Annotated in this window: 12 protein-coding genes; 1 reads left to right on the top strand and 11 read right to left on the bottom strand. The window is 57.0% G+C overall.

Going from position 1 to position 13,803, the window contains the following annotated elements; genetic code table 11:
- Positions 1-131: 131 nt before the first annotated feature.
- From rlpA to leuS, 10 genes are all read right to left on the bottom strand, one after another.
- The gene (gene rlpA / locus AC6CWS_RS12960; RefSeq protein WP_065882530.1) at positions 132-1,280 is read right to left on the bottom strand and encodes an endolytic peptidoglycan transglycosylase RlpA; all 1,149 of its coding nucleotides are present in this window, start codon (positions 1,278-1,280) and stop codon (positions 132-134) included.
- Between the two features lie 11 nt (positions 1,281-1,291).
- Entirely contained in the window at positions 1,292-2,404 is a 1,113-nt protein-coding gene (gene mrdB, locus AC6CWS_RS12955) for a peptidoglycan glycosyltransferase MrdB (RefSeq protein WP_004885876.1), read from the bottom strand.
- A complete protein-coding gene (mrdA, locus tag AC6CWS_RS12950) occupies positions 2,404-4,305 on the bottom strand; it encodes a peptidoglycan DD-transpeptidase MrdA (RefSeq protein ID WP_023288833.1) in 1,902 nt (633 codons plus the stop codon). Before mrdA ends, mrdB begins: the two co-directional genes overlap by 1 nt.
- A gap of 27 nt (positions 4,306-4,332) precedes the next feature.
- Positions 4,333-4,800 carry a 23S rRNA (pseudouridine(1915)-N(3))-methyltransferase RlmH gene (rlmH, locus tag AC6CWS_RS12945; RefSeq protein WP_065882528.1) on the bottom strand — a complete coding sequence of 156 codons (468 nt, stop codon included), beginning with the start codon at positions 4,798-4,800 and terminating at the stop codon, positions 4,333-4,335.
- 3 nt (positions 4,801-4,803) lie between these two features.
- Entirely contained in the window at positions 4,804-5,121 is a 318-nt protein-coding gene (gene rsfS, locus AC6CWS_RS12940) for a ribosome silencing factor (RefSeq protein ID WP_023288834.1), read from the bottom strand.
- A 222-nt stretch (positions 5,122-5,343) separates the two neighbouring features.
- Positions 5,344-5,973 carry an adenosylcobalamin/alpha-ribazole phosphatase gene (locus tag AC6CWS_RS12935; RefSeq protein ID WP_065882525.1) on the bottom strand — a complete coding sequence of 210 codons (630 nt, stop codon included), beginning with the start codon at positions 5,971-5,973 and terminating at the stop codon, positions 5,344-5,346.
- Between the two features lie 72 nt (positions 5,974-6,045).
- The gene (gene nadD / locus AC6CWS_RS12930; RefSeq protein ID WP_065882523.1) at positions 6,046-6,696 is read right to left on the bottom strand and encodes a nicotinate-nucleotide adenylyltransferase; all 651 of its coding nucleotides are present in this window, start codon (positions 6,694-6,696) and stop codon (positions 6,046-6,048) included.
- Positions 6,689-7,720: a DNA polymerase III subunit delta gene (holA, locus tag AC6CWS_RS12925; protein ID WP_048297049.1), complete on the bottom strand. Its 1,032-nt coding sequence runs from the start codon at positions 7,718-7,720 to the stop codon at positions 6,689-6,691. Before holA ends, nadD begins: the two co-directional genes overlap by 8 nt.
- On the bottom strand, positions 7,720-8,310 hold the full coding sequence (gene lptE, locus AC6CWS_RS12920) for an LPS assembly lipoprotein LptE (protein ID WP_004885890.1): 591 nt from the start codon (positions 8,308-8,310) through the stop codon (positions 7,720-7,722). Before lptE ends, holA begins: the two co-directional genes overlap by 1 nt.
- Positions 8,311-8,324: 14 nt before the next feature.
- Positions 8,325-10,907: a leucine--tRNA ligase gene (gene leuS / locus AC6CWS_RS12915; protein WP_023288838.1), complete on the bottom strand. Its 2,583-nt coding sequence runs from the start codon at positions 10,905-10,907 to the stop codon at positions 8,325-8,327.
- A 226-nt stretch (positions 10,908-11,133) separates the two neighbouring features.
- Between leuS and AC6CWS_RS12910 the strand changes: the two genes are divergently transcribed.
- Positions 11,134-11,616: a zinc ribbon-containing protein gene (locus AC6CWS_RS12910; protein ID WP_025999140.1), complete on the top strand. Its 483-nt coding sequence runs from the start codon at positions 11,134-11,136 to the stop codon at positions 11,614-11,616.
- 349 nt (positions 11,617-11,965) lie between these two features.
- Here the strand turns inward: AC6CWS_RS12910 and AC6CWS_RS12905 are convergent, their stop codons facing one another.
- The gene (locus AC6CWS_RS12905) at positions 11,966-13,744 is read right to left on the bottom strand and encodes a filamentous hemagglutinin N-terminal domain-containing protein (RefSeq protein ID WP_065882521.1); all 1,779 of its coding nucleotides are present in this window, start codon (positions 13,742-13,744) and stop codon (positions 11,966-11,968) included.
- Between the last annotated feature and the right edge of the window lie 59 nt (positions 13,745-13,803).

Below are 13,803 nucleotides of genomic sequence, written 5' to 3'. Positions count from 1 at the left end.
CAACGGCATCCGTGATGGAGTTAAAAAAAGTGCCTTACTATAGCAAATGCTCTGCGGGCCAGCATCCGACATTGCGCATGAGTTTGTTAATGACTTTTACATGCGCAAGGTGAACGGGCTGCCCGCGGCCTTTAGTTGGCGCGAGTAATAAAGGACTGCAGCTGCGCTTCGCTTTGCAGGCGCTGCTGAACGGCGCTGGCCTGCGCCTTGTCGGCAAACGGCCCCAGCTGAATACGCCACACCGCGCCGTTTTGCATGACCCGGCCTGGCACAGAGAACTGCTGGCTCAGACGCTGCTGATACTGCTGCGCCCGCGCCTGGTCGCTCACTGCGCCCACCTGCACGACAAAGCTACCGCTGGCGCTGGAGGCGGTGGAAGACGAAGCGGCAACGGCGCCGGCGGCTGCGGCGGTGGCCGCTGCGGGCGCGACGCTACCCTGGATGGAGCCGGGCGCGGTTACCGGCGCTGCTGGCGTGGCGCCGGCGGCAGGTGCCGTCGCGGCGGCGGCCGCGGGTTCGCTGCTCTCCAGCACGCCGCTGTTCAGCGGCGTCGGGGCGCCGAGGAAACCGCCGCTGTTCACCGGTGCGCCAACGCTGTCTTCCGGCTTCAGCGTGCTGTTGCTGATCGGGCGAACGTCTGTGGGCGCGGGCTGGCTCATGCCAGCGGCGTCACCGCCGTCCAGATTCGGACGGGCGGGCAGGGCGTAAGTCTGTTTGGCGACGGTGGTACAAGCCATTCCCGGGCCGGAAAGCGAACCGTCAGGCGCGACGATGATCGGGTCGATACGCACTTTGGTGTTATTCGAGGTGTTCAGGCGGTCGGCGGACGCTCGGGAGAGCGAGATAACCCGATCGTTGCCGTAGGGCCCGCGATCGTTAATCCGCACGACGATCATGCGCCCGTTGGCGAGGTTGGTGATCCGCGCATAGCTCGGGATCGGCAGCGTCGGGTGCGCCGCGGTCAACTGCGTCGGGTCGAAGGTTTCACCGCTGGCGGTCAGGTTGCTATTGGGTTCTGCGTCATAGATCGCCGCGAAACCGGCCTGAGTAAAGTTTGCCGGATCCTGGACGATGTTGTAGCGCTTACCATCGCGCTCATAATCCTGATTCGCCGTCGCGTTCGGCGTTTCATACTGCGGATCGGCGCCGCTGATCTCAACCGTCGGGCCATTACAGACGGCCGGCTGTGGAGTACTGACCGTCTTTTGTTGCACGTCATCACTCGAACATGCCGCCAGCAGCCCCGCTGCTATGCAGATCCCCAGCCATTGCTTACGCATTGCGAACCCCTTTAAACGCTTTTCGACAACATTTTTCTGTGGGTATGGATCGACATCACGATACCAAACCCGGCCATCAATACGATCAGGGCGGAGCCCCCGTAGCTCACCAGCGGCAACGGTACGCCCACCACCGGTAAAATACCACTCACCATACCAATATTTACGAAGACATAAACGAATAAAATCAACATTAAACCACCGGCCATGACCCGGCCAAAGGTGGTTTGCGCCTGGGCGGCGATCCACAGTCCGCGCATGATCAGCAGAATATAGAGCGCCAGCAGGATCAGTACGCCAATCAGGCCCAGCTCTTCGGCGAGAACGGCGAAGATAAAGTCGGTATGGCGTTCCGGCAGAAACTCCAGCTGCGACTGGGTGCCGTGCAGCCAGCCTTTGCCGCGCAGACCGCCGGAGCCAATGGCAATTTTAGACTGAATAATGTGATATCCCGCGCCCAGCGGGTCGGTTTCCGGATCGAGCAGCATCATCACGCGCTGGCGCTGATAGTCGTGCATCAGGAAGAACCACAAAATCGGGATAAAGGCGGCGACCAGCACCACCGCGATGCCGATCAGGCGCCAGCTGAGGCCGGAGAGGAACAGCACAAACAGACCGGAGAGGGCGATCAGAATCGAAGTCCCGAGGTCAGGCTGCGCCGCCACCAGCAGCGTCGGCAGGAAGATCAGCACCAGGGCAATACCGGTATTCTTCAGCGAAGGCGGGCAGACGTCGCGGTTAATAAAGCGCGCCACCATCAGCGGCACGGCGATTTTTGCAATCTCCGACGGCTGAAAGCGGACGATACCGAGATCCAGCCAGCGCTGCGCCCCTTTGGAGATGGCGCCGAAGGCGTCGACGGCCACCAGCAGTATAATACAGAAAATATAGAGGTAGGGCGCCCAGCCCTCATAGACCCGCGGCGGGATCTGCGCCATGACGATCATGATCACCACGCCCATGGCGATCTGGCCGATTTTACGCTCCATCATGCCGACGTCCTGACCGCTGGCGCTCCAGATAACCAGCGCGCTGTAGGTCAGCAGCGCCAGCAGGATCAGCACCATAGTGGGATCGAGATGGATCTTATCCCACAGCGATTTTTTGTTCGGATTATCCGTCATTATTGATCCTCCCCTGCGGTTACCGCCGGGTTTTCGCTTGGCAGCGTGGTGTTGTTATCGCCCAGCATGATGTGATCGAGGATTTGGCGCATAATCGTACCGACCGCCGGGCCGGCACCGCCGTTTTCCAGGATCATCGCCACGGCAACCTGCGGGTTGTTATAAGGCGCAAACGCCGTCATCAGTTTATGGTCACGCAGACGCTCAGAGATTCGGTGCGCGTTATAGGTTTCGTTGGCCTTCAGGCCGAACACCTGGGCGGTACCGGACTTGGCCGCGATTTTATACGGCGCGCTGGCGAAATATTTGTGCGCGGTGCCGTTGCCGCGGTTGGCCACGCCGAACATGCCGTCTTTGGCGATTTCCCAGTAGCCGGAATGGATGTCGCCTACCGGCGGCTCATGAGGCTGGACCCACGGAACGGGCTTGCCGTCTTCCACGGTGCTTTGCAGCAGGTGCGGCACTTTCACCACCCCGTCGTTAATCAGGATCATCAGCGCTTTGTTCATCTGGATCGGCGTGGCGGTCCAGTAACCCTGGCCGATGCCCACCGGAATGGTGTCCCCCTGGTACCAGGGTTTTTTAAAGCGTTTGAGCTTCCATTCGCGGGTCGGCATGTTGCCCGAGCGCTCTTCGGCGAGGTCGATACCGGTATAGTGGCCGTAGCCGAACTTGCTCATCCACTCCGAGAGGCGATCGATGCCCATGTCATAGGCGACCTGATAGAAATAGGTATCCGCGGACTCCTCCAGCGCTTTGGTGACGTTCAGGTGGCCGTGGCCCCATTTTTTCCAGTCACGATAGCGTTTTTCCGAGCCGGGCAGCTGCCACCAGCCCGGGTCGAACAGGCTGGTATTGCGCGTGATCACCCCGGCGCTCAGCGCCGAGACGGCGACGTACGGTTTGACCGTCGATGCCGGCGGATAGACCCCTTGCGTCGCACGGTTGACCAGCGGCGTGTTGGGATCGTTGAGCAGGCCGGAGTAATCTTTGCTGGAGATGCCGTCGACGAACAGGTTCGGGTCGTAGCTCGGCGTCGAAACCAGCGCCAGAATGGCGCCGGTACGCGGGTCGGTGACCACCACCGCGGCGCGGCTGCCGGCCAGCAGCGTTTCGATATACTGCTGTAGCTTGAGGTCGAGGGTGAGGTAGATGTCGCGTCCGGCCTGCGGAGGCACCTCTTTGAGCTGACGAATAACGCGGCCGCGGTTGTTCACTTCAACCTCTTCGTAGCCGGTCTGACCGTGCAGGACGTCCTCGTAATAACGCTCAATACCCAGCTTACCGATGTCATGGGTCGAGGCGTAGTTGGCCAGTTTGCCCTCTTTATCGAGGCGGTCGACGTCTTTATCGTTAATTTTCGACACGTAGCCGATGACGTGCGTCAGCGCCGAGTTATAGGGGTAGTAACGGCGCTTGTAGCCTTTGACTTCCACGCCGGGAAAACGGTACTGGTTGACGGCAAAGCGGGCCACCTGCACTTCGCTGAGGTTGACCTTGACCGGAATCGAGGTAAAGCGATGGGAGCGGGCGCGCTCCTTTTTGAAACCGGCGATATCATCGTCGGTTAAATCGACGACGTCGCGTAGCGCATCCAGCGTCTGTTGCACGTTATCGACTTTCTCCGGCATCATCTCCAGCTGATAAATGGTGCGGTTAAGCGCCAGCGGGGTGCCGTTGCGATCGTAAATAATGCCGCGGCTCGGCGGGATCGGGACCAGCTTGATGCGGTTTTCGTTCGAGCGCGTCTGATAGTCGTCGAAGCGAACGATTTGCACATTGTACAGGTTGGCGATCAGAACGCCGGTAAGCAGCAAAATCCCCAAAAAAGCGACCAGCGCCCGGCGCACGAACAGCGAGGATTCAGCCGTATAGTCGCGGAAAGAATTCTGTAATTTCATTCGCTGCTCAGTCTACCCTGATCATCATTACTCACGGTGGTACGGATGGTTGGTGGTAATGCTCCACGCCCGATACAGGCTCTCGGCCACCAGTACGCGCACCAGCGGGTGAGGTAAGGTGAGGGTGGAGAGCGACCAACTCTGTTCCGCCGCTGCTTTACAGGCTGGAGAGAGGCCTTCCGGGCCGCCGACCAGCAAACTGACGTCGCGCCCGTCCTGTTTCCAGCGTTCCAGTTCGCGCGCCAGCTGCGGCGTATCCCATGGTTTACCCGGAATATCCAGGGTCACGATGCGGTTTTTACCGGCAGCGGCTAACATCATCTCGCCCTCTTTTTCGAGGATGCGCTTGATATCAGCGTTCTTGCCGCGCTTACCGGCAGGGATCTCCACCAGTTCGAACGGCATATCTTTGGGAAAACGGCGCAGATACTCGCTAAAGCCGGTCTGTACCCAGTCCGGCATTTTGGTGCCAACGGCCACCAGGTGCAGCTTCACGCATTAACTCCAGAGTTTTTCCAGCTCGTACAGACGACGGCTCTCTTCCTGCATGACGTGAACCATCACGTCGCCGAGGTCGACGACGATCCAGTCGGCGGCGGCTTCCCCTTCAACGCCCAGCGGCAGCAAGCCGGCGGCGCGGGATTCCTGGACCACGTGGTCGGCGATGGACATCACATGACGCGTGGAGGTGCCGGTGCAGATAATCATGCAATCGGTGATGCTGGATTTGCCATGTACATCAATGGCAACGATGTCCTGACCTTTCAGGTCATCAATTTTGTCGATAACAAAATCCTGGAGTGCTTTACCCTGCAAGTGTTCCCCCTGGGTGCGTGAAGATTGATAATCATAAAGAGCCTGACAGTATACCTGAACTAATGAAAAAGTCGGGTGAAATGTCTGTCGGCAGGCGTTCGCGGCGGAGTATCATCCCATCCCTCGCCGAGGATTGCATCGCCATTTTTGTAAAACAATTTCTGCAAACCTGCTTTGGCGGATGCTGCCTGGCAGCGGAGAATAGCAGCCTGCTCTGGCCTGTCAATGGTTCGGCAGGAATTCTTCTTGCGGCTGCCAGACGGCCTGGCTATTTAATACCCGCAGGGTGGTGAAATCGTCGCGAATGTCGAGGAGACTCCAGGCGCCATGGGCTATCGGAAAGTGCCACATCGCCGCGGCGGGCATCTGCAACAGCAGGGCGGTCAGCAGGCTCAGGACGCCCTGATGGCCGACGATCAGCAGGTGGTCAAGATGGCGGCAGTCGGTCAGCGTGGGGGTAAACTCGCTGACGCGGCGGGCAAAATGCTGAAAGCTTTCGCCGTTGGTCGGGGCCGCGTGCTGCCAGTCAGCGCACCATGCGGCATAGTTTTCCGCATCTTCTCGCTGGAGGTCGCGATGATGGCGCATCTCCCAGTCGCCGAAAAACATCTCATTGAGCGCGGCATGGCATTCGCGCGGGATAGCGCGATCGCCAAGCAGCAGATCGGCCGTTGTCCCGGTCCGCGCCAGCTCGCTGCAGAAGACTTTATCGAAAGGCACCGCGCGCAGTCGTTCACCGAGCGCTCGCGCCTGAGCGACGCCGCGCGGCGTCAGGGGCGTGGGGGCGTGGCCGCTGTATAACCCGGCAACGTTGGCTTCGGTTTCGCCATGGCGAACTAACCACAATTTCATGAACAGGCTCTTACAGGCGTTGGAGAGGTGGCGTTACGATAGCGCTTTTTTTGCGCCAGGCCCAGCCCGGGGTCAGCAATAGAGACCCTGCTCGCGGATGTAGTCCAGCACCGCGGCCGGCAGCATCTCGGCGCAGGATTCGCCGCGCTCAAGGCGCTGGCGAATGATCGTCGCCGAAATATCGAACCACGGGGTCTCAGCCAGGTAGATCGCGCCGGAAGGGCGGTGATGCAAAGACTCCACGTCGTGGGTTAAATGGCGATCCAGCCAGCGCTGATCGGCCTCATGGGCCATGGTCAGCGGGTAACCCGGCCGGCGGCAGACAATCAGGTGGACATTGTCGAGGATGGTTTCATAGTTATGCCAGGTGGGAAAGGTGAGCAGCGAATCCTGGCCAATGATAAACGCCAGCGGCTTGTGCGGCCCCTGCTCCTGGCGCCACTCCTGCAGCGTTTGCGCCGTCCAGGAGGGGGTATCGCGCCGCAGTTCGCGTTCATCAAGCGTGAACAGCGGCTTATCGGCAATCGCCAGCTTCAGCATGTGCACGCGCTGGGCGCTGGTGGCTTCCGGCTGGGGACGATGCGGCGGGACGTTATTAGGCATGATGATGACCTTGCTCAGGCCAATCTGATTCGCCAGGATCTCGACCGGCTTGAGGTGACCATAATGCACCGGATCGAAGGTGCCGCCATAGATTGCCTGTAAGTGAGTCATATCAACCATCAATAAAAACGTCCGCCAGGGCTTTGTGGCAGAGCAACAACGAAAGACTTTCCAGTTCGGGCCAGACGTCGTACCCGTAATCCTGTTTAAAGGTCAGTTCCGCGCGGGTCAGAAGGGTCACCGCCTGGCGCAGCTGTTCACCGCTGAGTCGGGCGAGGGCGTCGCTGAGCAGCTGACGGCGGTTTTGCCAGACCCGATGTTTATCAAACAGCGAACGCAGCGGCGTCTGTGCCGACTGGCGCTTGAGGGTGACCAGCAGCAGCAGCTCCCGCTGTAGCGTACGCAGCAGGATCGCCGGCTCGCAGCCTTCAAGACGGAGCTGCTGCAGAACGTGCAGCACGCGCTTACTTTTACCTGCCAGTAGGGCATCGACCCAATGGTAAGGGGTAAAGTGCGCGGCATCGTTCACCGCCTGCTCAACGCGGGGCAGGGTCAGCTTACCGTCCGGCCAGAGCAGCGCCAGACGCTCCAGCGCCTGCGCCAGCGCCAGCAGATTGCCTTCGTAACAGTAGCACAGCAGCTGGCTGGCCGCGTCGTCGAGCTGCAGCTGATGCTGTTTGGCCCGCGCGGCCAGCCAGCGCGGCAGCTGCGCGTATTCCGGCGTCTGGCAGCTGACCTGGACGGCGCGCTGAGCCAGCGCGGTGAGCCACGCGGCATTCTCCTGGGCTTTGGTCAACTTACTGCCGCGAACGATCAGCAGCAGGTCGTCGTGCAGCAGACCGACCAGCGTCGCCAGCTGTTCGTTGATCGCCGCGTTGGGGCCGTTTTCCGGTAGGATCAACAGCAGGGTTTGCCGGCTGGCAAACAGGCTCATCGCCTGGCTTAAGGCGAAAAGCGCCTGCCAGTCGGTGCTGTTATCGATAGTGAAGGTGTGGTGTTCGGTAAAGCCCTGCGCGGCAGCGGCTTCGCGAATAGCGTCCTGGCTTTCCTGCAACAGCAGAGGATCGTTGCCAAGCAGCAGATAGGCCGCGCGCAGCCCTTCAGTGAGCTGCGCGCGGAGCTGTTCCGGGTACAACCGAATCATCATTGACCCAGCGTGGTGGAGACGCGGTTACCCGAGGACGCCGGCGCGGTGCTGCCCGCGACCGGTTTTTCTTCCTGCTGGGTGGCTTCAACATCCGCTACCTGAACGCTTGGCAGTTTACGAATCAGCTGTTCCGCCGCTTTATCGTACATTTCCTGGATAATCATATCCTGCTCGGCGTCTTTGGCTAGCGCCGCCTGCGGGTTATCAAAGAACGAACGATAGACCTTGGTGGTTATCGGATAGATATCGTGACCCGGGATCAGGACGCTGGCATGAACGGTCATGACCATCTGATATTCCGCCGTACGACCGTCCTGGAACACCGATGCCGTATCTTTCTGAATCGACGATCCATCGAGGCGCAGAGAAGGGACATCTTTACGCAGCGTGCTGGCGTCGATCAGTTCCACGCCGTTAAGACGCAGCTGATTACGCACCGCGCGGCTTAACGGCCCGTTCGGATCGCTCGACTGGAAGATCATGGTTTTCATGGTGGTGGGCACCTTGGTAGTGCTACGCAGATGCCAGCCACAGCCGGCGGTGGCAAGCACCGCCAGAGATAACAACATTGTTACCAGATATCGCACGCTTCCTCCCGCGCTTAGCCAACGACCAGATTGAGCAGTTTACCCGGAACGTAAATCACTTTACGCACGGTTTTGCCGTCGAGATACTTCGCCACCAGATGCTCCTGGCCGGCGCGCTCGCGGACCTGCTCTTCAGTTGCGTCTACCGCAACGGTAATTTTACCACGAACTTTGCCGTTGACCTGGACGACGACGAGGGTGCTGTCTTCCACCATCGCGCTTTCATCTGCCACCGGCCACGGCGCGTTGTCGATATCGCCTTCACCGTTCAGCTCACGCCACAGGGTGAAGCTGGCGTGCGGGGTGAACGGGTTGAGCATACGCACGACCGCCAGCAGGGCTTCCTGCATCAGAGCGCGATCCTGCTCATCTTCCTGCGGCGCTTTCGCCAGCTTGTTCATCAGCTCCATGATCGCCGCGATGGCGGTGTTGAAGGTCTGACGACGACCGATGTCATCGGTCACTTTGGCGATGGTTTTGTGGATATCGCGACGCAGCGCTTTCTGATCTTCACTCAGCGCCGCCACGTTCAGGGCCGCAACGTCCCCTTTGGTGGTGTGTTCGTAGACCAGCTTCCAGACGCGTTTCAGGAAGCGGTTCGCCCCTTCGACGCCAGATTCCTGCCACTCGAGGGTCATATCCGCCGGGGAGGCGAACATCATGAACAGACGCACGGTATCCGCGCCGTAGCGCTCAACCATGACCTGCGGGTCGATGCCGTTGTTTTTCGACTTGGACATCTTGCTCATGCCGGTGTATACCAGCTCGTGGCCCGCCGCGTCTTTCGCTTTCACGATACGGCCTTTTTCGTCACGTTCGACGATGGCGTCAACCGGGGAGACCCAGTTACGTTCGCCGTTTTCGCCTACGTAGTAGAAAGCGTCAGCCAACACCATGCCCTGGCACAGCAGTTGTTTCGCCGGCTCATCGGAGTTGACCATGCCCGCGTCGCGCATCAGTTTGTGGAAGAAGCGGAAGTAGAGCAGGTGCATGATCGCGTGTTCGATACCGCCGATGTAGATATCGACCGGCAGCCAGTAGTTGGCCGCTTGCGAATCCAGCATCCCTTCCTGATACTGCGGGCAGGTGTAGCGCGCATAGTACCAGGAGGATTCCATAAAGGTGTCAAAGGTGTCGGTTTCGCGCAGCGCCGGCTGGCCGTTAACCGTGGTCTTGGCCCATTCAGGATCGGCTTTGATCGGGCTGGTGATGCCGTCCATGACCACGTCTTCCGGCAGGATCACCGGCAGTTGATCTTCCGGGGTCGGCAGCACGGTGCCGTCTTCCAGGGTGACCATCGGGATCGGCGCGCCCCAGTAGCGCTGACGGGAGACGCCCCAGTCGCGCAGGCGGTAGTTAATTTTACGCTCGCCGACGCCCATGGCTGCCAGTTTGTCGGCAATGGCGTTGAAGCCCGCTTCATAATCGAGGCCGCTGAACTCGCCGGAGTTAAACAGGACGCCTTTCTCGGTCAGCGCCTGCTCCGAGAGATCTGGCTCAGAACCGTCGGAGGCGAGGATCACCGGCTTGATGTTCAGCCCGTATTTGCTGGCGAACTCGTAGTCGCGCTGGTCGTGACCCGGAACGGCCATCACCGCGCCGGTGCCGTACTCCATCAGCACGAAGTTAGCCGCCCATACCGGAATTTCTTCGCCGGTCAGCGGGTGGATAGCTTTAAAGCCGGTATCGACGCCTTTTTTCTCCATCGTCGCCATGTCGGCTTCCGCCACTTTGGTGTTGCGGCATTCATCGATAAAGGTGGCCAGTGCCGGATTGTTGGCCGCAGCCTGCTGCGCCAGCGGGTGACCCGCAGCGACCGCCAGGTAGGTACAGCCCATAAAGGTGTCCGGGCGAGTGGTGTAGACGGTCAGCTTGTCGGCGTAATGGTTAACGTCAAAGGAGATTTCCACCCCTTCAGAACGGCCGATCCAGTTGCGCTGCATGGTCTTCACGGTGTCCGGCCAGTGGTCCAGCTTATCCAGATCGTTCAACAGCTCATCGGCGTAGGCGGTGATTTTAATAAACCACTGCGGGATCTCTTTACGCTCGACTTTGGTGTCGCAGCGCCAGCAGCAGCCGTCGATAACCTGCTCGTTGGCCAGTACGGTCTGGTCGTTCGGGCACCAGTTCACCGCGGAGGTTTTTTTGTACACCAGGCCTTTTTTGTACAGCTCGGTGAAGAACTTCTGCTCCCAGCGGTAGTATTCCGGGGTGCAGGTCGCCAGCTCGCGGCTCCAGTCATAGCCGAAGCCCAGCATTTTGAGCTGGTTTTTCATGTAGGCGATGTTGTCGTAGGTCCACGGCGCTGGCGCGGTGTTGTTTTTTACCGCCGCGCCTTCCGCAGGCAGACCGAACGCATCCCAGCCAATCGGCTGCAGGACGTTTTTACCCAGCATGCGCTGATAGCGGGCAATCACGTCGCCGATGGTGTAGTTACGCACGTGACCCATGTGTAGTCGACCAGAAGGATAAGGAAGCATCGACAGGCAGTAATACTTCTCTTTGCTCTCGTCTTCAGTTACTTCAAATGTACGATTTTCGTCCCAGTGAAGCTGGACTTTCGATTCTATCTCTTCCGGGCGGTATTGCTCTTGCATGGCAGCCAGTGGTCCTGTTTTCAATACAGCTACAAAATGTAGCCAATGGATGTGTTATTTCAGATCGGCATAGCATAGCCCAAACGCCAACGTCAAAACAGCTTTTCGCACATCAACATCGGCAAAAGCTGGGCAGATTATTTCGCAAGTCTGTGGCTTGTCAGACACAGCGGGAGAGGAATAAGGTCTATTATCAGAAGACGTTAACCACACCGGAGGCGAAATGATGAACAAGGTTGCTCAATATTACCGTGAACTGGTCTCCTCGCTCAGCGAACGGCTCCGCCATGGAGAGCGCGATATTGACGCGCTGGTGACGCAGGCACGCGATAAAATTGTCCGCGCCGGCGATCTGACGCAGAGCGAGATTGAGTCGGTGATAGCCGCGGTCAAGCGCGATCTTGAGGAGTTTGCCCGCAGCTACGAAGAGAGTCATGAAGACGAGAGCGACAGCGTGTTTATGCGGGTGATCAAAGAGAGCCTGTGGCAGGAGCTGGCCGATATCACTGACAAAACCCAGCTTGAGTGGCGGGAGGTTTTTCAGGATCTGAATCACCACGGCGTATACCACAGCGGCGAAGTGGTCGGTTTAGGTAACCTGGTGTGTGAGAAGTGTCACTATCACCTGGCGGTGTATACCCCGGATGTGCTACCGCGCTGTCCGAAGTGCGGCCACGATCAGTTCCAGCGTCGCCCGTTTGAGCCCTGATCGATCGGGCCCGGTGCTGAATGATTGCGCCGGGCCGGTGTAAAAATAATTAATGATAAATTTATTGGACAATATAAGTTATATATTGGCTTGCATTTTAAAAATATGTTGTTCGTCCTTTTTATCTCTTCTGGCTTGATACTTATTCTTTTTTCACTAAGTTACGACTTATCCTGAAGCATGACATGCAGCACATCGCAGGTATCATGGCATATTCTCTTGGCAAAATTAATTTGCAATAAGATGCTGGCGATCGCTTGCTAAAGGTGGGTGGGCTCCGCCTGATGCAAGGCGTTGTCAGTAGTGGTTAATCATTGGCGATGCGCTGTCACCAGCGCATCGCTTATTTTTAGCGAATAGTATTTATTTCAGCATATTTATACTGCTGTTTCCCGCCCATGTCAGAGGCGTAGTTATGATAAGAATTGAGGACCAGTTTGTTAGCGGAAATAGAACCTTTACCGCAGGTTTCCAGGTTCAAAAAGCCGCAGCGGTAGCCGCCATTTTTGACATTCCTGGTAGTCATTGTCAAGGTGCCATTAGCTTTAATTTGGTAGCGGTTAGTGATGTCTGCACTATTTAGTGTATACAGCGTCATATCATTGTTCGCATAAAGCAGACCATCATTAAGAATACCGTTGTTTGCGCTGATGCTGGTATTGTTCCCATCTATTGTGGCCCTGTTGCGTAGGTAGTTACTCTCGATATTCAGCGAACCACCGTAAATATAATAAGCGTTGTATATGACATCACTTTTAATCGTAAGCGAATTACTGCCAACAAGGTTACCTTCCTGCTCCAATTTTCCGTTAGTGGTAATCGTTACGTCATTGCCGGAAATTCGCCCTGAGTTATATATTTTCCCCGTATTGATTTTGTCATCCTTTACAGATTTCACGTTGAGGTTGGAGTAGCCCAAAATATTTCCGGTAACGTTGAGGCTATCGCCGCTGAAGGAAATGTTCGTGGCATTGCCCCGGATTGAACCTCCGTTATCGATATTTTTGGCGGACACATCTAACTGGCCTTCGGAGCCGATATATGAGCCATAGCGGGTGGTGATATTGCCTGTGCTGGCCACGGATAATGCTTCAGTTCCGCTAATGTTGCCTGTATTAACAAGGTTACCCGTCGAGCCAATAGCTAGCGTCTGGCTGCTGGCAATAGTGCCTTCATTGGTCAACGCGCCCATGCTATTTAGCTGTGTAGCGTAGGCTTTGCTATTGATCGAACCCGTATTTTTCATGTCGCCGACTGATATCATAGACGCCATAATGCCGTTCCCGTTGATAGCCCCTTCATTAACCAGAGAACCAAAGCTGGTCATGGCGAGCGCGGTATTTGTCGTAATGGTACCTTTATTTCGCACGCCAAGACCTAAAGTATTACCCACCATACTAATACTATTGGCTTTAATTCCGCCCAGTTTACTGATATCAATGCTGTATTCCGGTGTAAGCATCTGCTTAACCGTCGCCGTTTTCCCCAGGGAAGCTATTTTCCCGGTGTTGTTGTCAAACGTGAAGTTACCCGCGCCTAATGTAGCATTGGCGGCGGCCACGGTGCCGTTAATCGCAATGGCATCCGCAAGCAGGGCGGCATAGTTAGTTGAGGCATTCATACCTTTATCACCGATGGTGATTTTCCCTTGCGTGACCGTGTAGCTCTCAATTGCGCCGGTATCGCTCAGGTTGACCTGACCCGTGGTGAGTACCGCTTTGTTGGTGTTGATAAAGCTGCACCCGGAGCAGGTGATGCCGTTAGGGTTGGCGATAACGACATCGGCTTTTTGTCCGTTAACTTCGATAAAGCCCTGCAGATTACTCATTTTATTAGAGGTGACTTCATTTAAAATAACGGAAGCGCTGCCGTTGGTCAGATTATTATTCTTAGCGATATTACCGTGAGTGCTATGGTTCACGTCGCTGGCGCTGTTGTTTAAAATAGTGCCGTTAGGACCGACGTTGAATTCGCGATATAAGTTATGCGAGACGCCTGCGGCATTAGGCGCTTCGATATCAATAACATTTACCCCTGACCTATGCGTATAGCTTGACGGATCGGCATAAACAACGGATGAACTTAGCGCTGCAGCCAGCGCAACATATGAAACCTTAAATTTAAACATGTAATTTATTCCTTTAAATATGAAAAAATGAATCAGTAAATTGCAGTAATGTGCTGATG

Source organism: Klebsiella sp. M041, assembly GCF_059759695.1.
Note: the sequence above shows the minus strand (reverse complement) of the source record. Positions and strands in the feature narration are given on the sequence as shown.

What these genes read in the sequence shown, in the direction of transcription:
- holA (WP_048297049.1), bottom strand. Translation starts at nt 7,720, where the DNA reads ATGATTCGGTTGTACCCGGAACAGCTCCGCGCGCAGCTCACTGAAGGG.
- rlpA (WP_065882530.1), bottom strand. Translation starts at nt 1,280, where the DNA reads ATGCGTAAGCAATGGCTGGGGATCTGCATAGCAGCGGGGCTGCTGGCG.
- mrdB (WP_004885876.1), bottom strand. Translation starts at nt 2,404, where the DNA reads ATGACGGATAATCCGAACAAAAAATCGCTGTGGGATAAGATCCATCTC.
- nadD (WP_065882523.1), bottom strand. Translation starts at nt 6,696, where the DNA reads ATGGTTGATATGACTCACTTACAGGCAATCTATGGCGGCACCTTCGAT.
- AC6CWS_RS12935 (WP_065882525.1), bottom strand. Translation starts at nt 5,973, where the DNA reads ATGAAATTGTGGTTAGTTCGCCATGGCGAAACCGAAGCCAACGTTGCC.
- leuS (WP_023288838.1), bottom strand. Translation starts at nt 10,907, where the DNA reads ATGCAAGAGCAATACCGCCCGGAAGAGATAGAATCGAAAGTCCAGCTT.
- mrdA (WP_023288833.1), bottom strand. Translation starts at nt 4,305, where the DNA reads ATGAAATTACAGAATTCTTTCCGCGACTATACGGCTGAATCCTCGCTG.
- AC6CWS_RS12905 (WP_065882521.1), bottom strand. Translation starts at nt 13,744, where the DNA reads ATGTTTAAATTTAAGGTTTCATATGTTGCGCTGGCTGCAGCGCTAAGT.
- AC6CWS_RS12910 (WP_025999140.1), top strand. Translation starts at nt 11,134, where the DNA reads ATGAACAAGGTTGCTCAATATTACCGTGAACTGGTCTCCTCGCTCAGC.